The sequence below is a fragment of the Prevotella sp. P5-92 genome (assembly GCF_002251245.1).
GTDB lineage: Bacteria > Bacteroidota > Bacteroidia > Bacteroidales > Bacteroidaceae > Prevotella.
Window position 1 is genome coordinate 21454 of the sequence record NZ_NPJG01000129.1, and the last position, 23056, is coordinate 44509.

The 23056-nt window shown below is 43.4% G+C and carries 25 protein-coding genes; 23 read left to right on the forward strand and 2 right to left on the reverse strand.

Translation table 11 applies throughout. From position 1 onward, the window contains the following. Positions 1-21 precede the first annotated feature (21 nt). Entirely contained in the window at positions 22-189 is a 168-nt protein-coding gene (locus CIK99_RS15555; protein ID WP_173805371.1) for a hypothetical protein, read from the reverse strand. A 230-nt stretch (positions 190-419) separates the two neighbouring features. On the opposite strand from CIK99_RS15555, the gene CIK99_RS14225 reads away from it, so the two are divergent. From CIK99_RS14225 to CIK99_RS14330, 23 genes are all read left to right on the forward strand, one after another. After that, entirely contained in the window at positions 420-1628 is a 1209-nt protein-coding gene (locus CIK99_RS14225) for a site-specific integrase (RefSeq protein WP_094382161.1), read from the forward strand. A 743-nt stretch (positions 1629-2371) separates the two neighbouring features. Next, positions 2372-2944, forward strand: a complete 573-nt coding sequence (locus CIK99_RS14230) for a UpxY family transcription antiterminator (RefSeq protein WP_094382162.1) — start codon at positions 2372-2374, stop codon at positions 2942-2944. 251 nt (positions 2945-3195) lie between these two features. Beyond that, entirely contained in the window at positions 3196-3351 is a 156-nt protein-coding gene (locus CIK99_RS16135; RefSeq protein ID WP_371591051.1) for a type IV toxin-antitoxin system AbiEi family antitoxin domain-containing protein, read from the forward strand. A 15-nt stretch (positions 3352-3366) separates the two neighbouring features. Next, positions 3367-3780 (forward strand): hypothetical protein, encoded by a 414-nt coding sequence (locus tag CIK99_RS14235; RefSeq protein ID WP_371591052.1) that lies wholly within the window; start codon positions 3367-3369, stop codon positions 3778-3780. Continuing rightward, a complete protein-coding gene (locus CIK99_RS14240) occupies positions 3777-4634 on the forward strand; it encodes a nucleotidyl transferase AbiEii/AbiGii toxin family protein (protein ID WP_094382163.1) in 858 nt (285 codons plus the stop codon). The genes CIK99_RS14235 and CIK99_RS14240 overlap by 4 nt, the downstream gene beginning before the upstream one ends. 540 nt (positions 4635-5174) lie before the next feature. Next, on the forward strand, positions 5175-5396 hold the full coding sequence (locus CIK99_RS14245) for a hypothetical protein (RefSeq protein ID WP_094382164.1): 222 nt from the start codon (positions 5175-5177) through the stop codon (positions 5394-5396). A gap of 164 nt (positions 5397-5560) precedes the next feature. Continuing rightward, positions 5561-6007 carry a Panacea domain-containing protein gene (locus tag CIK99_RS14250; protein WP_094382165.1) on the forward strand — a complete coding sequence of 149 codons (447 nt, stop codon included), beginning with the start codon at positions 5561-5563 and terminating at the stop codon, positions 6005-6007. Between the two features lie 11 nt (positions 6008-6018). Further along, positions 6019-6429 (forward strand): hypothetical protein, encoded by a 411-nt coding sequence (locus CIK99_RS14255; RefSeq protein WP_094382166.1) that lies wholly within the window; start codon positions 6019-6021, stop codon positions 6427-6429. Positions 6430-6782: 353 nt separating this feature from the next. After that, on the forward strand, positions 6783-7283 hold the full coding sequence (locus tag CIK99_RS14260; protein WP_094382167.1) for a hypothetical protein: 501 nt from the start codon (positions 6783-6785) through the stop codon (positions 7281-7283). Positions 7284-7364: 81 nt separating this feature from the next. Next, positions 7365-7619: a hypothetical protein gene (locus CIK99_RS14265; protein WP_094382168.1), complete on the forward strand. Its 255-nt coding sequence runs from the start codon at positions 7365-7367 to the stop codon at positions 7617-7619. Between the two features lie 452 nt (positions 7620-8071). Next, positions 8072-8671 carry a hypothetical protein gene (locus tag CIK99_RS14270; RefSeq protein WP_094382169.1) on the forward strand — a complete coding sequence of 200 codons (600 nt, stop codon included), beginning with the start codon at positions 8072-8074 and terminating at the stop codon, positions 8669-8671. A gap of 153 nt (positions 8672-8824) precedes the next feature. Beyond that, positions 8825-9046, forward strand: a complete 222-nt coding sequence (locus tag CIK99_RS14275) for a hypothetical protein (protein WP_094382170.1) — start codon at positions 8825-8827, stop codon at positions 9044-9046. 382 nt (positions 9047-9428) lie between these two features. Further along, positions 9429-10478: a mannose-1-phosphate guanylyltransferase gene (locus tag CIK99_RS14280; protein WP_094382171.1), complete on the forward strand. Its 1050-nt coding sequence runs from the start codon at positions 9429-9431 to the stop codon at positions 10476-10478. A 188-nt stretch (positions 10479-10666) separates the two neighbouring features. After that, entirely contained in the window at positions 10667-12004 is a 1338-nt protein-coding gene (locus CIK99_RS14285; RefSeq protein WP_094382172.1) for a nucleotide sugar dehydrogenase, read from the forward strand. Between the two features lie 35 nt (positions 12005-12039). Further along, positions 12040-12627 carry a dTDP-4-dehydrorhamnose 3,5-epimerase gene (rfbC, locus tag CIK99_RS14290; protein WP_094382173.1) on the forward strand — a complete coding sequence of 196 codons (588 nt, stop codon included), beginning with the start codon at positions 12040-12042 and terminating at the stop codon, positions 12625-12627. Between the two features lie 95 nt (positions 12628-12722). After that, the gene (rfbA, locus tag CIK99_RS14295) at positions 12723-13625 is read left to right on the forward strand and encodes a glucose-1-phosphate thymidylyltransferase RfbA (protein WP_094382174.1); all 903 of its coding nucleotides are present in this window, start codon (positions 12723-12725) and stop codon (positions 13623-13625) included. Between the two features lie 60 nt (positions 13626-13685). Then, the gene (locus CIK99_RS14300; RefSeq protein WP_094382181.1) at positions 13686-14822 is read left to right on the forward strand and encodes a dTDP-glucose 4,6-dehydratase; all 1137 of its coding nucleotides are present in this window, start codon (positions 13686-13688) and stop codon (positions 14820-14822) included. Between the two features lies 1 nt (position 14823). After that, on the forward strand, positions 14824-15939 hold the full coding sequence (locus CIK99_RS14305) for an acyltransferase (RefSeq protein WP_094382175.1): 1116 nt from the start codon (positions 14824-14826) through the stop codon (positions 15937-15939). A gap of 4 nt (positions 15940-15943) precedes the next feature. Then, positions 15944-17053: a DegT/DnrJ/EryC1/StrS aminotransferase family protein gene (locus CIK99_RS14310; RefSeq protein WP_094382176.1), complete on the forward strand. Its 1110-nt coding sequence runs from the start codon at positions 15944-15946 to the stop codon at positions 17051-17053. A 36-nt stretch (positions 17054-17089) separates the two neighbouring features. Next, positions 17090-18301, forward strand: coding sequence for an ATP-grasp domain-containing protein (locus CIK99_RS14315; RefSeq protein ID WP_094382177.1), 1212 nt, complete (start codon positions 17090-17092; stop codon positions 18299-18301). 5 nt (positions 18302-18306) lie between these two features. Further along, on the forward strand, positions 18307-19383 hold the full coding sequence (locus tag CIK99_RS14320; protein ID WP_094382178.1) for an NAD/NADP-dependent octopine/nopaline dehydrogenase family protein: 1077 nt from the start codon (positions 18307-18309) through the stop codon (positions 19381-19383). Then, complete coding sequence (locus tag CIK99_RS14325) at positions 19373-21238, forward strand: hypothetical protein (protein ID WP_094382179.1); 1866 nt, start codon at positions 19373-19375, stop codon at positions 21236-21238. The genes CIK99_RS14320 and CIK99_RS14325 overlap by 11 nt, the downstream gene beginning before the upstream one ends. 112 nt (positions 21239-21350) lie before the next feature. Beyond that, on the forward strand, positions 21351-21761 hold the full coding sequence (locus CIK99_RS14330) for a hypothetical protein (protein ID WP_216822814.1): 411 nt from the start codon (positions 21351-21353) through the stop codon (positions 21759-21761). A 282-nt stretch (positions 21762-22043) separates the two neighbouring features. On the opposite strand, the gene CIK99_RS14335 is transcribed toward CIK99_RS14330, so the two are convergent. Then, on the reverse strand, positions 22044-23056 hold a 1013-nt coding region (locus CIK99_RS14335; protein ID WP_094379682.1), incomplete at its 5' end, for a transposase.

The window sequence follows — 23056 nt, forward strand, 5'->3', positions numbered from 1 at the left end:
TAGGCGGAGCAGCCTGTGACATCACCATGACCAATACTGTGGTGCGCCCACGCGCCACACACCAACATCGATGTCAGGATAGGCAATACCCAATGCCTGTCCAACCAATTGGGCTATGTGTTCTCGAATGAGCATCGAGACTTCTCCCGCGGCAAGTACCTGACCATATAGCCATCCACATTTTCTCATCCACCCTCTTTACAAGCTCTTCCATATCGGAAGGGCTTTTTTTGTGGCCTTCGAGTTTGATTTTTGAGTATGATTGCAAGTTTAATGTCCTTTTTTCGCTTCGCTCAAGGGAACTTCTCCTTTAACTTCCTTAACTTCCTTAACTTCCTTAACTTCTTTAACTTCCCTTTCTTCATTATTTAAATATTATATATAATAAAGAATAATATTTAAGTTAATGATACAGCAACATGACATCCATTAAATTAAAGTTAAGGACCTCCTCAGTTCAGGAGAAAGAGGGCCGCCTGTATTATCAGGTCATCCACAACCGTGTGGTAAGGCAAATCCACACAGAATACAGAATCTATTCTTCAGAGTGGGATGCAGTTCATTCAAGCGTCATCCTGCCGTCTTCCGCCACTCCTCAACGTCAAACGTATCTTCTTTCCTTAAAAGACACACTAGATGCTGACAGAAAGAAACTGCAGTTGGTCATTGCACGGTTGGACAAGGAAGGGCAGTCATATACAGCAGATACTGTCGTTGGCAACTTCCATGAGGGGAAAGAATTACATGGTATCATCGGCTACACGCAGGAATTGAACGAGAAACTGAGACGCATCGGCAAGAAGCGGATGGTGGCAAGATACACCACCACGCTCAACAGCCTTCAGCGTTACCTGAAAGGAGACGATGTGCCGTTGGAAGAAATCGACGGGACGATGATACAGGGCTATGAGCAGTGGCTGAAAGACAGCGGACTGTACCGCAACACCACTTCATTCTACATCCGTAACCTACGCACCATCTACAACCATGCCATTGACGACGGATTGGTCATCTCCTCCTCACCGTTCAAGCACGTCTATACCGGCATCGACAAGACCGTCAAGCGTGCCCTTCCCTTGGAAATCATCAAGCAGTTGAAAAATCTGGATTTGAGCCTGACCCCACGCATGGAACTTGCAAGGGATATGTTCCTGTTCAGTTTCTATACCCGTGGAATGTCGTTCATCGACATGGCACAACTTACACCAAGCAATCTGCATGGCGGTACGCTCACTTACCGCCGTCAGAAGACCTCGCAACAGTTGCACATCAAATGGGAACCTGCCATGCAGGAGATTGTAGAGAAGTACAAGACAGAAGATTCTCCCTATCTTCTCCCTATCGCCAAAGGGGAGGGCACCCTATTCTGGAGGCAGTACAAGAATGCCTATAGCCGTATCACCAAGCAGTTGAAGAAAGTCGGAGAAATTATAGGCCTGTCCATACCGCTGACCACCTATGTTGCCCGCCACTCCTGGGCAAGCATAGCCAAGAGCAAGAATGTGCCCATTTCCACTATCAGCGAGGCATTGGGACATGACTCCGAGAAAACCACACAGATATATCTCTCCTCATTGGACACCTCTGTCGTTGACAACGCCAACAATCTCATCATCAATTCTCTTTAGGAGGTGCAGTGACTCACTGCACCTTTCTTTCAATATAACTACTCAACTTTACTTTTCCCTTCGGCCAGTGACCGTTGGTTCGCAGGAAAGGGAAGTTAAAGAAGTTAAAGGAGTTAAAGAAGTTAAAGGAGTTAAAGAAGTTAAAGGAGTTAAAGGAGTTAAAGACAATAGTCTTTTCGCTTCCTTTCGGGAGTTTTCTGGGCTTTGACATACGTCTTTAATTTCCTTAACTTCCTTAACTTCCTTAACTTCTTAGAGTTGAGCACATGCGAAACTTAAGTAACTATAATATTGCTGTGAGATACCGCAACCACAATAAAAAACGGGGATTGTTGGGCAAAAAGGTGTTTCTCTCTTTAAGAGAAATATCGTTTTGCTAAACAGTTGATACATAGGCATGATTTCGCTGTAAATTATCATATTTGCAAAACATCCGCTTGATGAAAATCAATAGTTTTTCGTATTTTTATAAAAAAATGATAGACAATTTGGTGGTTTGGAGTATTTTCCGTAATTTCGCAACGCCGAGGAGTTTCTCTTAAAGAGAGAAACACTTTTGCATACCTTATCCGAACGGTATTTCATGCCGGAAAGAAGGTCTTGCAAATAGTGGACTCGGAAAAATGAGAATAGATGACTATTGTAGTTGAAATACACGGGAAGATACTGATATACAGCCTGATACACGCATCGGGGTGAACCATGAGTATGCTCTTTCCCTAAATAATACATGTCAAAATACTATGACAAATGGACTGAACAAGGATAAACCACGGTGGTATGTCATGCGGGCCTACAAGAACGAGAGTGCTGCCGAAGAGCGTCTCTCTCATAAGACGTATGGCCTGAAACATTTCATACCCAAGCAGAAAGTCCTTCGCACCATCAACGGCGAGAAAGTCCTTTGTATGGTACCCGTCATCCATAGTCTGGTGTTTGTATATGCAAGTCAAAGGCAGATTGTGGATTTCAAACACAATTATTATTACAATCTCCAGTTCGTTACATGGAAAGCCGAAGAGGGACTCGTCTATCTGACCGTGCCAGAGAAAGAGATGAAAAATTTCATCGAGGTGTGTCATCAGACGGAACAAGAGGTCCATTTCTATAAAATTGATGAAATCAACAAAGGCAAGAATAAGATTGACATCGCCAAAGGCAAGCGAGTAAGAGTGCATGGCGGACCGTTCGATCAGGTGGAAGGCTATTTCATAAGGATTGGCAGGAAGCGTGGTAAGCAACTCGTAGTCATCATTCCCGACTTGTTAGCGGTTTCCGCAGAAGTCGCACCGGAATATATTCAAGTCATAGACTGAAAGCTTATACAATGATGATCACAAATAGGCGGGCTTCTCGGAATGCCCGTCCTATAAGGGTTTTAATCACTTTTGGACGCCTACAAGCCGATCTGGGCGACATTGACCTCTCGCCATGGTTAGAGGACAAGAATATGTGATAATCTACGGATAATTGATGCATTTTCCGTAACTTTTTACAAGTTTCTTCTTTTTTTTCAAGAAAAAGCAGTACCTTTGTAGCAGAATTACGAAATCATCAAGATTCAACAATGAGAAATATCACCATCATAGACGAACTACAAAAAAGCGGAGGATTCATAAAGGCAAGCGAAGTGAAAACCCGTGGAGAATATGAACAACTGCGTCGCGCAACGGAAGAAGGCACGCTGCTGAGGCTTCGTAATGGAGTGTATGTGGAAACATAAGCCTTGGCAAACAATATGGTAGATGTGGAACGTATCGTGCCAGGAGGCGTGCTTTGTCTTTATAGCGCATTTACACACTACGGACTATCCACACAAGTTCCGTCCTCCTTCTGCATTGCCATCGAAGCCAAGCGCAAACTGCGTCTTCCCGATTATCCTATCATTGACCTATACTATTGGAAAAAGGAGAATCTCGGATTCGGTATCACGCAGAAGGAACTGTCGGGATATGTCGTGCGAATCACCGACTTGGAACGCACTGTGTGCGATGCCGTCAAATACCGCAATAAGATAGGTCTTGACGTATGCGGCGAGGTGATAGACAACTATTTGAAGATGGACACCCGCAACATCTCCTTGCTAAACGAGTATGCCGGCAGACTGAGATTGCGTACCATTCTCACCAAATACCTGGAGACGAGACTATGACGAAGAATACAGGAAAATCCATCAGGACGCGCCTCCTCAACCTGTCGAGGAAAGAGGGCGTGGATTATATGAAAGTGTTGGTAAGATACCTGCACGAACGACTGCTGTTCCGCATTTCCGTCAGCCCATATAAAAGCCATTTCCTTCTGAAAGGCAGTACCTTGCTTTTTGCCTTAGACGGATTCAAGGCGCGCCCTACTATCGACATCGACCTTCTTGGAGAGCGCATAAGCAATGACCGTGACAACCTTAAGACCGTTTTTGAGAAGATATGTGCCATTGAATGTGTGGATGACGGCGTGGCTTTTGACCCGTCGTCCCTTGATTTGGAACCAATAGCAGTGGAAAAGAAATATCCCGGAACTTGTGTAAAGGTAGTCGCCCATTTGGACACTATCGTGCAGCAAATCTCAATAGACATTGGTTTTGGCGATGTAGTCACGCCCTATCCGCTATCGTTAGACTATCCCCTGTTATTGCCAGATGTGCCGTCGGTGGAACTGTACGCCTATTCGTTGGAGACACTCATAGCCGAGAAATTCCACACGATGGTGGACAGAGATGAGAGCAATAGCCGCATGAAGGATTTCTTCGACGTGTATCAGTTGTTCACAAATCATGAGATAGACAGACAGCTGCTTGCCGAAGCCATTGCCAGCACGTTCCGCAACAGGAATACCATCTACAAGGAGTCCCTTATGCTATTCACTGAGAAGTTCTCGTCCGACCCGACAAGAAACATCCAGTGGAAGTCTTTCCTGAAAAAGATACGAAGGAAAGAGCCTATACCCTTTCCTGTTGTTATGCAGTGCATAAAAGACAACCTGCAAGAGTTTTGGACAAAAGATTTGTAAACATTCATCAATCAACGGCATGTAGGCAATCCGCTCTGTGCGGATGGAGGATCGTCCCCTTCTGTCGTACCAACAAGCAAGTAATAATTTACGATAATTTTACGGATAATTAATGGACATTAGCGTTCACCCCAACCCCGTCCGCTTGCGGACAATCTAAGTCGTCACATGTAGCCCCTGTTGTCGTTAACAAATATCTTTATCAGTGATAATCATCAATCACTCATCAGACACTTGCGATAGCTTGATGAGCTCCTCTAATAATAAACAAGGTGCGAATAATCAGAAACTTGCGTAGCTTGATGAGCACCTCTAAATATTAACGCTGTGTGAAGAACTTGCTTTAGCTTGATGAACACCGCTGAAAATATATAATGTGTGAAGAACTTGCGTAGCTTGATGAGCTTGCGAATAATCAATATTCAGACGTGTGCCCTAAATTGAATACTTACAACTCAATCAATAATTTCTCCCATTTCCTTTGGCTGATTCAAAAATAATACGTATCTTTGCAGCGTGATTCATTAATTTATAAAGATTATGGCAAGTGTTACAACAATACAAAGACCGGCTGAGATTACCATAAATGTTTCAGACCTGTCTGTGGCAAAAGATATAAGCAGGCTGCTAAAAAGAGTTAGCGGCATTACAAATATAAGGGTGAAAAAAAACAAGAACGAGGTGGAACTTGCTCTTGAGGAAGCTCATAAAGGTAAGGTTAAGCAATGGAATAGTGTTGACGATTATTTCAAGACGTTATAATCAGAATTGCCGCAGGACTTTAGCTTTTTTCACCGCAATGAGAATTAGTACAACGTATAATTAATGTTATTAAGGTTAATTAAGGTTAGCAAAAGTTACAAAATAAACATTTCTTTTGCCGTTAGCAAAAAAAATACGTAAATTTGTGCCAAAATTAGAAAGATATGACATACAAGGCATTGGACATAGCAAAGAAATTAATCTTCAAGGCGCAGAACGACGAGCCCAACGGAGGCGAGCGTCTTACCAACCTGAAGTTGCAGAAACTGCTTTACTATCAGCAGGGCTATCATCTTGCAGCTTTTGGCACACCGTTGTTTTCTGAGGATGTAGAGGCATGGATGTACGGGCCTGTTGTACCAACCGTATATGACGTGTTCTCAGCATACGGTTCATCCGCTCTACCTGTAGTAGAATCGGAGATATCCCTCAGTGAAGAGGAGGAAATCCTATTCAGTCAGGTATATGATGCCTATAGGGAGTTCTCAGCCATTGGATTGATGAACCGCACCCATACGGAGAGACCTTGGATTGAGGCAAAGCCCCACGACCGCGGTACTGTCATACCGTTGTCGAGCATGGAATCATATTTCAAGACTCAGATGCAATAATTACAGTCCTTATGGTAAAGAAGTTCGCCATCAAACAGCCCAAGCCTCAGGCAGCCGTCATCGGCAAGCCTCAGGAAAGGATTGTGTTTGGCTTTTCAGAACTTCGACCATACAGCTATGTCAACTGTCATAACGATTCTTCGTTTTTCATTTCTTTTTTTGAGCGTTTAAAAAAACTCAGTAGTTTGGACTGGAACACAGTAAACACCTCAGCCCGCCACTCCTTCGGTTTTGAGAAGATGCAGGCTGACAGTCTCACCGCTGCTGCCAAGCAACATGTCCCAGTAGGAATGACAAGTCTCATGGTGTTCCGTGCCTCAGGCGACAACCATGTATTTTTGGGCTATCGCGACAACAACGTCTTTCAGGTTATATTCATTGAATACAACTTTGGCGACGTCTATTTCCACGGCAAGAAGTAATACGTTTTTATCATCAATTCTGGTAAGCGTCCAAAAGTGGTTTTAGGTAATCCGTGAAAAAGTTTGTACCTTTGCGCTGTCAAATTCAATAAACAATAAATAGGCATGATAAGTTCTTTCATCTCGACCAGTCAGCAGAAGTGTCGCAACTTCCGCGACTTCTTCGTTGACTATGATTTCAATTAAATCACAAATAGGCGGGCTTCTCGGAATGCCCGTCCTATAAGGGTTTTAATCACTTTTGGACGCTTACTCATCAGTCATTGCATGTAGGGTCTTTAGTTTATGTAAGACCGCCCCTCGATCCGGACACTGCCCGTCCCCTTATCACACGGAGCAATATTAATTATATTATGCGAAAACTACTCGATACAAAAGCCGGCGCCACCTTCTACGAAGAAATGCCGAATCTCACGTTGTGCACCCGAAAGGACTGCATAGAATTCATCTTTAAACTGAAGCCTGGCATATATGTCATCATCAACATGACCAGAGGCACCGGAGGCAAGATTATGCTCTATGCCAATTGGGACAAATACTTCATGCGCATGCAGAACCCCGATGTCCAACTGCCGAGAATCAAGAAGAACTGTCCAACTCTCTTTGCCGTTCTAACCGGCGAAGACAAGGACGACGTCAGTCTTCTAAGTCATAGAAACGCTCCTGCTCACGAAAGAGGATTTGGTGTCTTTTGTGATGGTGACGTCGATACCCCTCTCATCGCCCATATAGACAACAATCTATTGGACAAAGTGGCGATGCTGGTCAATAAGAACGTTGATATCTACAACGAGCTCAACACCACCCCACCTTTCCCTGCCTGGAAAGACGGACTTCGCGACTTGTGGAATTAGCAATCAAAATCCCCACATTTTTCAAGATTTCCTTGCAAATCTCAAATTTAATATGTATATTTGCACCCAAAATGCGATAATATGGATAGATTATATACAACAAACATTAGTTCTGTAGATGCACTTTGGGCACTGATTCAAGGACAGTCCCAAAATGTTAAGGATGCATTGTATCAACGTATGGAAGAGGCTAATCGCCAAAGGAAGACATTGCAGCAACAGCAGTATGTAAGTAAGAGCCTCAAAAGGGCATTCGCAGAGTTGGAAGAAGCACGAACTACAAATAAGGAACTTCCCGATGCTTCTGATTTGTTTAAACTGATAGATAAACAATGAAGGTCAAATAAGACATTCTTCATCAATCAACGGCATGCCGGCAATCCGCCCCTGCGGATGAAGGATCGTCCCCTTCTGTCGTACCAACAAGCAAATAATAATTTACGATAAATTTACGGATAATAAGTGGAAATTAGCGTTCACCCCAACCCCGTCCGCTTGCGGACAAAGTTGTCCTATGTTGTTCCTGTTGTCGTCATCATAGTCCACTTGTGGACATCCGTATAACCCAATTTTCGTTTTGGTTTTGGTTTTCGTTCAATCAATAATCAATAATCAATAACAATTGCCGCAGGACTTTAGCTTTTTCACCGCAGTGAAAAATTAGTGCAACATATAAACCTCGAATTCGAGGTAACAGTTGGTACGAGTACCAAGTCCGTTTCGCGTTTACCGGACTAAAATAATTAAACGCGCTGCTTTTACAAACTCAAAAAATCATTAAAGACATTATGAAAGTATTTGTTTCCGGCTTCTTCAACAGAGGCCAACAGAACGAGTATGTGGAGTTGGAAGCAGCATCCAAGTGCTCTCTCGAAGGTTTAATGCTAATGCGTTATCTCTATGGCAAGGATTATCTCCCCATCCAAAGTGAAACGCGAGTATTCCTCTTCCCCGACATTAACCTCAGAAAAGGCAACCTTGTCAGGGTTTACACCTTCCACCATGCCGGAAAGAAAAAAGAGAAAGACGAGACGCTCGGCAAGACCGTCTATAATTTCTCTTGGAATCTCGACCGCACAATATGGGAAGGCAAGAACGTCGAAGCCCAAGTTATGAAACTAGGCAATGCCATGGGCTTAGCCCCCAGTGACGCTACATCCGATTCCGTAAGACAATCTGACGAGCATCGAGCCGCATTGCTCGACTCCGACTCCTTGTTTGCAAACCTCGCAATAGGAGCCATAGACGGACGTGTAAACATCATCGGCGAGGATGGCAAAGCCAAGCCTTTGGAAATCACGGGTGTGCCCCCAAAAGTTAAGGAAGCCATATCAGAAGGCGATTACTACAAGGCCTACACCCTAATGTTGGCAGAGAGCTCAAGGTAACCCTACGGTGCTGCCATGCATTAAAGTGTGGCAGTACCATTATGGACAATCTATGTCCCCCAATACAATAATTTAGTATTATTTTTGCAAAAAGTTATCTCGTAAATGCTTGAAAAATAGTGGTTACGTTATAATGGTCGTTTACTCAAGACCTTGCAGAAGACTATAGATGACCTAAATGCGAACGAGAAGCGTCATAAGAAGGAGATTGACGGCCTCCATGAAATGCTAGAGTTCTTCAAAAACCAGTGCGAGTATCTCCAGTCCCTTAACAACCGCCACAACAAGCAGACTTACTCGGGCAAGTCTTTAAGCCAGAAGCATCGTAGCGAGAACAGAAAGAAAGGGCGTGATGAGAAGGAACACCAACTATGAGACGCTCGTACCATGGGCAATCAAGCTGGCATAATCATCAGAAATGGTAAAAATGAACTTTTTCACTATGCCAAACGCCTCATTCTAAATGAGGTGAAAGGCATTGAGTGCTTACTACCCACACAAGTCCGCTTGCGGACTCATTTCCTTAAATTCACGGTTAATTCCCCTAAATTCACGTTCCCCAAAACAGTCCGCTTGCGGACACACATTATATAGTTTAGACAAACTTTTATGGAAATTATAAAAACAAATATCCCCGGTGTGCTCATCATTGAGCCCCTTGTATTCAAAGACAATAAGATATAAAAATTAGGGGTCTAGGGTTCTAATCCCTACGGAGGAAGAATAAAATCCAGATAGAACTTAATTATTATAGGAAATGAATAACAATACACATATAGTAATCATGGCTGGCGGCATTGGTAGCCGCTTTTGGCCTATCTCTACACCTGAATATCCCAAGCAGTTTATTGACATCCTTGGGGTCGGGAAAACACTGATACAATTGACGGTGGAGAGATTCCAGACAATATGCCCAGTGGAAAACATGTGGGTAGTGACTAATGAAAGGTATTCGGAGATTGTGAAACAACAGATTCCGAGCATACCAGACGAAAACATCTTGAAAGAACCGGAGGCTCGCAATACTGCACCATGTATAGCCTACGCATGTTGGAAAATCAAGAAGAAGGATGCAGATGCCAATATCGTGGTAACACCTTCTGACGCTATAGTGATGAATGTTGCGGAATATCAGCGCATCATTGCAAAAGCGCTTGATTTTACAAGCAAGAATGACTCCATCGTCACTGTAGGCATAAAGCCCACCCGCCCGGAAACAGGTTATGGATATATTGCGGCAAAGAACGAGGTAGCTAAAGATGAAATCCTTAAGGTTGAGTGTTTCAAAGAGAAACCAGACCTTGCTACAGCAGAGGAATATCTCAGGGCTGGCAATTACTTTTGGAATGCCGGTATCTTCGTTTGGAATGTAAAGACAATAGAGGAAGAGATACGTACATTCCAACCTTCGCTTGCTTCTATCATGGATGACCTATCCAATTCATTCTTTACTGAGAATGAAGAGCCGGAGCTGCGCCGACTATTCCCTACATGTGACAAGATAAGCATCGACTATGCCGTGATGGAGAAGTCTCAGAAGATTTTCACCATTCCCGGTGATTTTGGTTGGAGCGACCTTGGCAGCTGGGGTTCTGTGCAGACACATGTTGCTACAGATGCCGATGGCAATGCAATAGTAGGAAACCATATCAGCTTGTATGAATGTAAAGATTGTATCGTGAGTGCATCCAATGCCGCAAAGATTGTAGTGCAAGGTCTAAATGGATATATCGTGGCAGAAAAAGAAGGAAGGATTCTTATCTGCTCACTGAAGGAGGAACAAAGGATAAAAGAATTTTCAAAATAACTATAAACGAAGGAGTACAACTTTTCCGACATTAATTAATCATGGAAATAATAAAAACACCAATAGACAACGTGCTCAACTTTGAGCCACGCGTATTTAAAGCCAATAAGATATAATAGTTAGGGGTCTAGGGTTCGAATCCCTACGGTACTCACAAATAATTATGTAGAAACAAAAAATATAATAATATGAACACATTTGAAAATTTGAAAATTGCTGTAGCCGGTACAGGCTACGTTGGCTTGTCAATGGCAACATTGTTGTCACAGAACCATCAGGTGACAGCAGTTGATGTTATACCTGAAAAGGTGGAAAAGATAAATAACCGTGTATCACCTATTCAAGATGAATACATCGAGAAATTCTTTGCTGAAAAAGAACTGAACCTTAAAGCTACTCTCGATGGTCGTGATGCATACAAAGATGCAGACTTTGTAATCATTGCAGCTCCGACAAACTATGACCCTGTGAAGAACTTCTTCGACACTCATCATATCGAGGATGTGATTGACCTTGTATTAGAGGTGAACCCCGATGCAGTGATGGTCATCAAGAGTACCATCCCCGTAGGATATACTCGAAACCTCTACGTCAAGTATGCGACAAAAGGAGTGAAGCAGTTCAATCTTCTTTTCTCTCCAGAGTTCCTTCGCGAGAGCAAGGCTCTCTATGACAATCTCTATCCCAGCCGTATTATCGTGGGTTATCCCAAGATAATCGAACGTGAAGACTTCAAGGAAGAGAATGATGCCATCTTGAAAGTAACAGACGTAGCTAAGATGAAGGAAGCTGCCGAGACATTCGCCCAACTTCTTCATGAAGGAGCCATAAAAGAGAATATCGATACTCTCTTCATGGGCATGAAAGAAGCCGAGGCAGTCAAGCTCTTCGCAAATACATATCTCGCCCTCCGTGTCAGCTACTTCAATGAACTTGATACCTACGCCGAGGTCAAAGGCCTCGACACACAAAGCATCATCCGTGGCGTGAGTCTCGACCCACGTGTAGGCGACTATTATAACAATCCATCCTTCGGCTACGGCGGCTACTGTCTGCCCAAGGACACCAAGCAGCTCCTTGCCAATTACAAGGACGTACCCGAAAACCTCATCGAGGCCATCGTAGAGAGCAACCGCACTCGCAAGGACTTCATTGCCGACTCCGTCCTCCGCAAGGCAGGCTGGTATGCATATTCTGAGAACAACGAGTATAATCAGTCATCATCAATCAATAATCAATCATCAGTCACCATCGGCCTCTATCGCCTCACCATGAAATCCAACTCCGACAACTTCCGTCAGTCTGCCATCCAGGGCATCATGAAGCGCATCAAGGCTAAGGGAGCCAATGTCATCATCTATGAGCCAACCCTTGAAGATGGCAGCACTTTCTTCGGCAGCCTCGTTGTCAACGACCTCGCCAAGTTCAAGGCTCAGTCCAATGCCATCATCGCCAACCGCTATGATGCGTGTCTCAACGATGTAGAGGAAAAGGTATATACAAGAGATATATTCCGTAGGGATTAGGTCTTTTATTATTGAAATCAGCAATCACCGACATTATGGAAATTCTAAAAACATCAATAGACGGCGTGCTCATCATTGAGCCCCGTGTATTCAAAGACTCCCGTGGCTACTTCTTCGAGAGCTTCTCTCAGCGAGAGTTTGACGAGAAAGTAACACCTATCCTTGGTAATAGTATAAACTTCGTGCAGGACAACGAGTCAATGTCATCATACGGTGTGATGCGTGGTCTGCACTATCAGCGCATGCCATATACCCAGAGCAAACTCGTGCGCTGCGTTAAAGGCGCAGTCCTCGACGTAGCCGTTGACATCCGCAAAGGCTCCCCGACATTCGGTCAACATGTGGCTGTGGAACTGACGGAAGACAATCATCGTCAATTCTTCATACCTCGTGGCTTTGCTCACGGCTTCGCAGTGCTCTCCGAGACCGCTGTCTTCCAATACAAATGCGACGAATTCTATCACCCAGAGGCCGATGGTGGCATAAATATCAAAGATGAATCACTTGGCATTGACTGGCGCATACCTATGGAGAAAGCGATACTCAGCGAGAAAGATTTGAAGCATGCATGTCTTAAAGATGCTGTGCTTGACTTTGATATAAACGACAAATTATACAAATAACCAAAATGAATTATCGTGCCAATGAGAGCAGAACCAAACTTGTTTGAGTTATGCCGAATGCAGCCGATAATGCATAAACGAAAGGATTGAAGTTTATGAAAGGTATAGTATTAGCCGGTGGCAGCGGTACCAGATTGTACCCCATCACCAAGGGCATCAGCAAGCAGCTGATACCCATTTTTGACAAACCGATGATTTATTATCCTATCTCCGTATTGATGCTTGCCGGCATCCGTGAGATATTGATAATCAGTACTCCATTCGATTTGCCAGGCTTCAAGCGACTGCTTGGAGATGGTAGCGACTTCGGGGTGAGGTTCGAGTATGCCGAGCAGCCATCGCCCGATGGACTCGCACAGGCATTCACTATTGGAGCCGATTTTATTGGCGACGATGCTGCGTGCCTTGTCCTTGGTGATAACATCTTCCATGGTGCAGGTCTTACCAACATGCTTGTTGAGGCTGTTAATACTGCAGAGGAAGACAAGAAAGCGACAGTTTTCGGCTATTGGGTCAACGATCCAGAACGCTATGGCGTGGCTGAGTTTGACAAGGAAGGCAACTGCCTTAGTATAGAAGAGAAACCCTCGAAGCCAAAGAGCAATTATGCCGTAGTCGGATTGTATTTCTATCCTAACAAGGTGGTTGAGGTAGCAAAGAATATCAAGCCATCAACAAGAGGTGAATACGAGATAACTACTGTTAATCAGCGATTCCTTGAAGATGGAGAGCTGAAGGTACAGACCTTAGGCCGTGGCTTCGCATGGCTTGACACTGGAACGCATGATTCACTCTCTGAGGCATCTACATACATAGAGGTGTTAGAGAAACGTCAGGGTTTGAAAGTTGCTTGTCTTGAAGGTATTGCCTTCCGCAAAGGCTGGATTACAGCCGACAAGATGCGTGAGCTTGCCAAGCCGATGCTTAAGAACCAGTACGGACAGTATCTGCTTCAGGTTGTGGAAGAAGTTGAAAGAACAGGTCAAGCAAATCTTTAATCAGTCCCGAATTAGCGAATAATTCTCAAATTCGACAATTCGTGATAATTAATAATGAATATGAAAAGAAATATAGTTATTACTGGCGGCGCAGGCTTTATCGGCTCGCATGTGGTTCGCCTCTTCGTGAACAAATACCCAGAGTATAACATCATCAACTTGGACAAGTTGACATACGCGGGCAATCTTGCCAACCTCAAGGACATCGAGGACAAACCAAATTATAAGTTTGTCAAGATGGACATCTGCGACTTCGACGCTTTCTATCAGCTGATGCAGGACGAGCAGATTGACGGTATTATCCATCTCGCTGCCGAGAGCCATGTGGACAGAAGTATCAAGGATCCCTTCACCTTCGCACGCACCAACGTGATGGGTACACTCTCTCTGCTGCAGGCAGCAAAGCTCTATTGGGAGTCGCTGCCCGAGAAATATGAGGGCAAGCGCTTCTATCATATCTCTACCGACGAGGTGTATGGAGCACTGTCGATGACTCATCCCGAGGGTATCGAACCTCCCTTCACCACCAAGGCTTCTTCATCACAGCATCACGAGGCTTACGGTGAGGACTTCTTCCTGGAGACAACAAAGTATAATCCTCATTCTCCATATTCGGCATCGAAGGCTGGCTCAGACCATTTCGTTCGCGCCTTCCACGACACATACGGAATGCCGACTATCGTAACAAACTGCTCGAACAACTACGGTCCGTATCAGTTCCCCGAGAAGCTCATCCCGTTGTTTATCAACAATATCCGCAACCGCAAACCACTGCCGGTATATGGCAAGGGCGAGAACGTGCGCGACTGGCTCTTCGTCGAAGACCACGCCCGTGCCATCGACATCATCTTCCATGAGGGCAAGGTGGCTGAGACATACAATATAGGAGGATACAACGAGTGGAAGAACATCGACATCATCAAGGTTGTGATTAACACCGTCGATCGTCTGCTCGGACGCAAGGAAGGCGAAGACCTCGACCTCATCACCTACGTCACCGACCGCCTTGGACACGATGCCCGCTATGCCATCGACTCAACAAAGTTGCAGAGAGAACTCGGTTGGGAGCCAAGTCTGCAGTTTGAGGAGGGCATAGAGAAGACCGTGAAGTGGTATCTTGAGAATCAGGAGTGGCTCGACAACGTGACGAGCGGCGTTTATCAGAAGTATTACGAGAATATGTATCAGGTAAAGTGATATGAGTAATGTCAAACTTCAGAAACCAATTGTAGGGGGGGGGGGTAAAGAACGCTTCTCCAATTTGGAATTGTATCGCATCATCTGTATGATGCTTATTGTTGCCCACCATTGTGTGGTCAATTCAGAACTTGTCTCCCCAGAAGGCCCAATGTCAGGAAATCCCACCAGTGTCAATACGCTCATACTATGGGCAATAGGTATGTGGGGTAAAACCGGTATCAACTGCTTTCTGCTGATTACAGGCTACTTCATGTGTACAAGTAGCATCTCGCTACGTAAATTCATTAAGTTGATGCTCTGGATATATATCTACAAAATAACGATTTTCGCTATATTCCTGTTTGCAGGTTACGAGACAATGAACCCCGTGAGAATAGTCGAGCTACTCTCTCCCGTTTGGGGCTTCAACAGCAACTTTACCAGTTGCTTCATAGGTTTTTGGCTAACGATTCCATTTTGGAATATACTCATCAGGAATATGACTAAACGACAGCATGAGGTGCTTCTCTGTTTGTTAATCTGCATGTATACCATCCTTGGAAGTACTCCAAAATTCAATGTTGCCTTAAATTATGTGACATGGTTTGGAGTGATATATCTTATCGCATCATATATAAGACTTTATCCTCATCCATCAATGAGTAATAAGAAGATATGGCCTGTTGCAACTCTGATTAGCATAGCTCTGGCCTTACTTAGTGTGATTGTCATGTCATATCATGTAGCCCCTAATAAAGTAACATTTTTTGTCAGCGATTCAAACAAATTCTTTGCAGTCCTTGTGGCAATATCGTCCTTCCTTTGGTTTAAGAGCATGAATGTCTCATACAGCAAATTGATAAATACAATCGGTGCATCAACATTTGGAGTGTTACTCATACATGCAAATTCAGATGCGATGCGTCAGTGGCTTTGGAAAGATACCGTGGATTGTGTTGGACATTATAACCTCCATCCATTCCAATTGGTATTATACATTCTTTCTTCTGTAGTTATCATCTTCATTGTTTGCACAATAATAGATATAATAAGAATTAAACTTATTGAGAAACCATTCTTCAGATGGTACGATAAGAAACCTCGTTTTTTACGAATACAAACATTAATAAAATAAAGATATGGATAATAAACTTATCACAGTTACATCCCCGTTGCTCCCCAATCTCGATGACTTCCATGAGGAACTGAAGAAGATTTGGGATAGCAAGTGGATAACAAACAACGGCAGTTACCACAAACAGCTGGAGGCTGCATTGGCAGAGTATCTTGGTGTGCCATACGTGAGTCTATTCACCAATGGTACGCTCCCTCTTCTCACGGCTCTTCAGGCATTGAGAATCACAGGTGAAGTGATCACCACGCCTTACTCTTTCGTTGCAACAACACACTCTATATGGTGGAACGGTTGCAAACCAGTATTCGTGGATATAGACCCAGCAACGGGCAACATCAATCCCGACCTTATAGAGGCTGCGATTACCCCAAAGACTACAGCCATCATGCCTGTACACGTATATGGCAAACCTTGTGACACCAAGCGCATTCAGGAAATTGCTGACAAGTATGGCTTGAAGGTAATCTACGATGCCGCCCATGCTTTCGGAGTAAAGGTCAATGGAGAGAGCATACTCAATTGTGGTGACATGTCAACACTTTCGTTCCATGCCACCAAGGTTTATAACACCATTGAGGGCGGAGCCATGGTGATGCATGATGAGACTACTAAGAAACGTATAGACTATCTGAAAAACTTCGGATTTGCAGGAGAGGTGACCGTTGTAGGTCCTGGCATTAACTCCAAGATGGACGAAATGCGTTCCGCCTACGGATTGCTTAATCTCAAACAGGTGGATGCAGCCATCGAGGCACGCCATCAAGTTGCCATCAAATACCGTGAGGCATTACGAGAAGTTGATGGAATCACCTTCTTCGACGATATACCCGGTGTAAAACACAACTACAGCTATTTCCCCATATTTGTTGATGCCGAGAAATACGGAATGACACGCGATGAGCTTTACTTCAAGATGAAGGAAGCAAACGTGCTAGGCCGCAGGTATTTCTATCCTCTTATCTCTGAGTTCTCTACCTACAGAGGATTGGAGAGTGCAAGACCTGAGAATCTGCCCAATGCCCACAGAATGGCCGACAGTGTCATTTGTCTTCCTATGCATCATGCACTGTCCGAAGAAGAAATAGAACATATCATTAATATAATAAAGAAATAAAAAATACTTTTATTATTTATTCAATAGTAGATAAATATGAAAATTTTAGTTTTGGCAGGAGGTGCAGATCAAATTGCATTAATCAACGAATTTAAAGCAAGAGGTCATGAAACCATATTAGTTGATTACTTTGAAAACCCACCGGCTCGTCCTTATGCAGATAAGCATATTGTTGCAAGCACACTGGATGTTGAAAGAGTAAAAGAGATCGCAATAGATCAAAAGGTTGACCTTATTACAACAGCATGCACCGATCAGGCGTTACTTACTGTAGCAAATGTATCAGAGCAACTTAACTTGCCTTGTTACTTGTCATATCAGACGGGTTTGAATGTTACAAACAAGTCGTATATGAAGAATGTGCTGTTTGCCAATAATATTCCAACAGCAAAGTTTGTCATCCTCGATAAGGTTGATTTAGATGCTGTAAAGGATTTTTCTCTTCCACTTGTAGTAAAGCCTGTTGACTGCAATTCTTCAAAAGGAGTGAAGCGCATTGATGACATTGTTGATATTACTAAATATCTTGAAGAAGCAATTAAATTAAGCCGTACTAAGAAAGCTATTGTTGAGGAGTTCAAGACAGGAAACGAAATATCGGTTGACTATTATGTCGAGGGATGCGAAGCAAAACTCCTTTGTGCTACGACATCTCTAAAAATTAAGAATAGCAAATCTTTCACTATACTTTGTAGCGACTATCCAGCCATTAATGAGGAACAGGAAGAATTATTAAAGGTCATCGGCAATCAGGTCGCAAAAGCATTTGGTTTGAAGGATTGCCCTCTATTTATTCAGATGATAGCTAATGGCACTGATGTCAATGTTATAGAGTTTAGTGCTCGTATGGGCGGAGGTTCTAAATACAATCTCATTCGTGTCCTTTCAGGTGTCAACATAATGTCTAAGTATGTTGACCTCGTATTAGGAGGAAAACCTTCTGTTAGTCCTTCAAAGTTAGTCAGCTTCTGCAAGATGGTTTATTTGTATTGCAACCCAGGGGTATTTGATCATATTGAAGGTCTCGAAGAACTTAAGCAGCAAGGTATTATTGACTCATACTTTGAATATAAGACAAAGGGTATGGAGATTAGTCATGCAGAAACAAGTGGCGATCGTCCTGCCGGTTATTTAATTACTGCAGAAACTGCAGATGCTCTTCAAGAGAAGCTGAACTACGTTGATTCTCACATTAAGGTGGTATCAGACAAGGGCGAAGATATAATGATGCATAATTTGTTGGCTTAATAAATATGAAAATTGCAGTTATTGGTGCAGGGAATGGTGGTCAGTCAATATCAGGCTATCTCGCAATGCAGGGATATGAGGTGTCTTTGTATGACATTGATGAAAAGCGAATCTCTGAACTAAATGAGAAGGGTGGCATTACTCTTGAAGGTAAATTGAGCGGTTTTGGCAAGATTTCTACCATAACGACAGATATTGAGGAAGCTGTGGCAGGGGCTGAAATAGTAATGGTTACTACTGTTGCAAATGCGCATAGAGCTGTTGCCAAGAGTATTGCTCCTTACGTTACAGATGGTATAGTTATAATATTGAATCCAGGTCGTACATGTGGCGCGTTGGTGTTCAAGCAGACATTGAAAGATAATGGTGTAACTTGCCGCTACTACCTTGGAGAGGCTCAGACTTTGGTATATGCTTGCCGTATCGTCGAGAATGGAACAGTAAATGTAATTGGAGTTAAAGATGAAGTGTTCCTTGCCGGTTTGCCTGCATCTGATACCAATTATATCTTGGAGAAAATCAACCCGATATATCCTTCTTTTGTGAAGACTGATAATGTACTTCATACAAGCTTGGAAAATATAGGCGCAATGTTTCATCCATGTGTTTGTCTCTTCAATGCGGCTACCATTGAGCGTCAAGATCAGTTCTGGTTCTATCGAGACATGACAGATCAAGTAGCTCGTTTCATTGAGAAGTTTGATGCAGAACGTATAGCAGTTGGAAAGGCATACGGTATAGACCTTTTGAGTGTGAAAGAGTGGATCAAGTTTGCGTATAAGGACACTGAGGGAGAAACCCTTTGTGAGCGAATGAAGAACAATCCTGCCTATCATGACATCAAGGCTCCAGGATCAATCTTTACTCGTCAGTTGACGGAGGATATACCAACAGGAGTACTCCCCATTATGGAATTAGGTAAGGCTGCTGGTCTTCAGGTTCCTTTGTTGGAATCAATGGTAAACACAATAGAAGCACTTTTGGATATGGACTTACATACAAATGGACGTTCACTTAAGAACCTCGGTTTAGAGGGTAAAACAAAAGAAGAAATTTTGAATTTTATTGCAAATGGAGAATAAAGCACATTCCAACGATGTCTTTGGTTTCATCAAAACAAAAGTTGATGTTCACACTATGGGCATTTACACGATGGCCAATTTGCTTCGTGACTGTGGCTATAAAGTTGTTGTAGCTAAGGATGAGATTGGCGAGGCTGTTGAGAAACTGAAGAAATTAAATAATTATAGTCTGTTTAAGAATTGGATTCTGAGCAATAAAATCAATCGCATCAGTTTCAGTTACAGAATGGATCCTCAGGATGGCTGTGATTATTTTATGACTATGTATGAGCAATTAAGCGCAGACAAGATGCTCGTTGAGCAAGGTGGTCCTATCAAAGAAATGAGTTTTGCCGGTCTGCCTGATGCTTGTGATTTGGTCACTCAGAAGACCGAAGGCAAAATATTGGTATTCCCTGGCAACGAGCCACCTGTTGTTTCATTGCGAATGTATGGAGTACCTGAACATATACTTCCGAAGTCGTTAGTAAATGATAATCCTTACGATAATATGCGTTGGGATTTTGCCAAAGAACTAGTTGAAAGTGAGCGCTGGAAGCTAGAACCTGCTCAGGATCACTTTGGATATAATGAGTGTGGTACAAAAAAAGATTCTTATATTGCTCGTTTGTGTTACGCTCGTGAAAAGCATACTTTGCCTATCATCCGTACTCATTCTGGTCCATACAACGAGAACCGTTTGGAGGCTTTGAAGGAGTATAATTCTTGGTGTAATGATTTGGCAAATTCAAAACTACTGGATGTACTGTCTATCGGAAGCAGTCAGTTGACTCAATCGAACTTTGGCGAGGATTGGGAAGGAAAGTCAAATGGTGGCGGTGTACCTGTTAACTCGGAAATGGAGTATGAGCAGATTCGTGAAGCAGCAAAACCTATGCTTGTGCGTACCTATTCAGGGACTAAGGATGTTCCAAAATTGGCTCGCATTCATGAGCGTTCACTTAATATTAGTTGGCATGCTTTGAGTTTCTGGTGGTTTGATGAGTTGGATGGTAGAGGAAATAATACGCTACTTGAAAACTTACGTGAACATTTTGAAGCTGTTCGGTATATCGTTACAACAGGAAAACCGGTAGAACCTAACGTTCCTCATCATTTTGCATTCCGTGGAGGTGATGATATAACTTACATTGTATCCGGATTCTTGGCAGCCAAGGCAATTAAAAAGATGGGAGCAAGACACATGGTGCTTCAGAATATGCTTAATACACCTAAATATACATTGGGAGTACAGGATTTGGCAAAGGGTAGAGCGATGATAAAACTGGTACGTGAATTAGAAGATGATAACTTCAAGGTGAGCCTTCAGACACGAGGCGGTTTGGATTACTTTGCTCCTGATTTAGAGTATGCAAAGATTCAGTTGGCAGCTGTTACTTGTATGATGGACGACTTGGAGCCAGACAACGAGAATAGTCCTGAGATTATTCATGTAGTGAACTACTCAGAGGCTGTCCGTCTTGCAACGCCTCCTATTATCAAAGATAGTATCAAGATTACATTAAATGCTCTTCACTCATATCGCTTTGCCCGTAAGATTGGTGTGATTCCTGATATGGCTCATGATGCAGATGTGCGATATCGATATGAGGCGCTATTGTATGATGCACGTGAAGCTATTCGATTGTTGGAGAAGCATATTCCAAACCTCTATACTCCAGAAGGTTTCGAACGTGTATTCAAGGAAGGTTTTTTGGCAGTTCCATATTTGATGGATCAGAACAATAAGTGGCCTAAAGCTACCATGTGGAAGACCGCTATTAAAAACGGAGGTATTTGTGTTGTTGATGACGATGGAAATATAATTTCCACAGAAGACAGATACCACTACATCATTGATCATATGGAAAAGTAATTTTTTGCCGGAATGTTATCATGAAAACGATCCAAGAGAATTCGGAAACGACTACCAAAGGATACTCATGTCTCATAACCGTATTATCATCAAATCACGTAATGCGTACAATGTGGATAGACTCTTTGCTATGATAGATGAAATAGATACCTATGCGGAGTATATTTCTCATGAAGGGAATATGCTTGTTGTTGATTACCATCAATTCAAAGATATCACCCCTTCAACCAAACTCGTTGATACCGCATGTAAGTATGCATCTGAGTTGAGCTGCTTAGCAAACAATGTTGCAAATGCACTGCAAGTCTCTGATATCTTCAAGAACAGAGCACTAGCAAACGATTTGTCTGATTCTAATATAGAAATGACAAATTCTCTTTTCTTAAGTCAGCAAGCACAAGCTTATGTAAATACCCCTTTGACGTTCAAACAACCCTTACTAGATGCAATTAATGAATACATAATTTGGTTCGAACAACTTTACGGCAAAGGAGCCCTTTCGCAGTATAACATAACAAGATAGGCTTCGTCTCGCCTGGAAGGCGATATGAAGCACCGACCGTTGTACGTCCGCCGCAAATGTAATCAGAATATTATGGGGAAAGATGTTGGTTTTTGCATGGTTTCCAAAAGGCAAGTGGCAACTTACGGATGAGAAAAACGGACTTGTACCTCTTAGAATATATACAAACAGAGATGTCACAATCTCAAATCATGCCACAAATGATACAATATAAAGTGTTTTACGACGCGTTAGGGCACAAAGAGGCTGTCCACGAAGAAAAGCACTTCGCGGACTACCTGCTTAGTTACCTATACGCTTCACAAAGAATGGCGGGGCTCTCGGGGCTGGATTTATAATCCTTATGATGATACGCTGGCAATGGCATTCCTTGCATACTCCAATCTCCCAACCATTCTCCTGACAGATCTCAAGATATGACTTATTTGTCCTTTCTTTCGGCACGGGCGGCACATCGAGCTGCTTCTGTATGTTGCGCAGTGCATCCCTGTTGCAAGGTGAGAGTATGCCGTAGTGGCGTATCCTCACAAACCTGTCGGGTAGCACATGCAGTGACAACAAACCGAGAAACTTGCCAATCTCCATGGTCATTACTCCATGCTTGCCGCCTTTCCTGTAGTCCTTGTAGTCGTATGAGATGCTATTGTCTGTCACGTCAAGAATCCTGGAATTGGTTATCGCCACACGATATGCATATCTGGCAATATACTCCAATACCTGATTCACTCCCTTTGCGGGAGGACGGGAGTAAACGACCCAATCCTTGTCAAAGCACTGTTTTCGTATGTAATTAGCCATGACGAAACCATCTTCCTTCAGCCTCCTTGTGAGCAGAGCCATGAATCTTCCACGGAATTTGTCGCTCATGCCATGCACGGGAAAAAGGAAGTCACTCTTTTCACAACCATTGAGATGATGCCACATACCGAGTTTGTCCATCCCGCCACCCGGCACAATGCAGTGAATGTGCGGATGGTAGAACAGATTGGAACCCCACGTATGAAGAATGGCGGTCATACCGGTACGCAGTCTCTTATCGCCTGCAAAGGCGGAGATGGTGGCCCATGCGGCCTTGAACATGCAATCGTAGAAGGCAGCCTGATGGTTAATGGCTATAGGATGCAGGCAATCCGGCACCGTGAATACCACATGGAAGTACTTCGCGGGGATAATCTCCTCCCTGCGGAAAGAAATCCACTGCTCACGCTCCTTGTTCTGACACTTGGGGCAATGACGGTCTCGGCAACTGTTGTAGCTTATCTTGATTTCTCCGCATTCGGGACACACTTCCACAT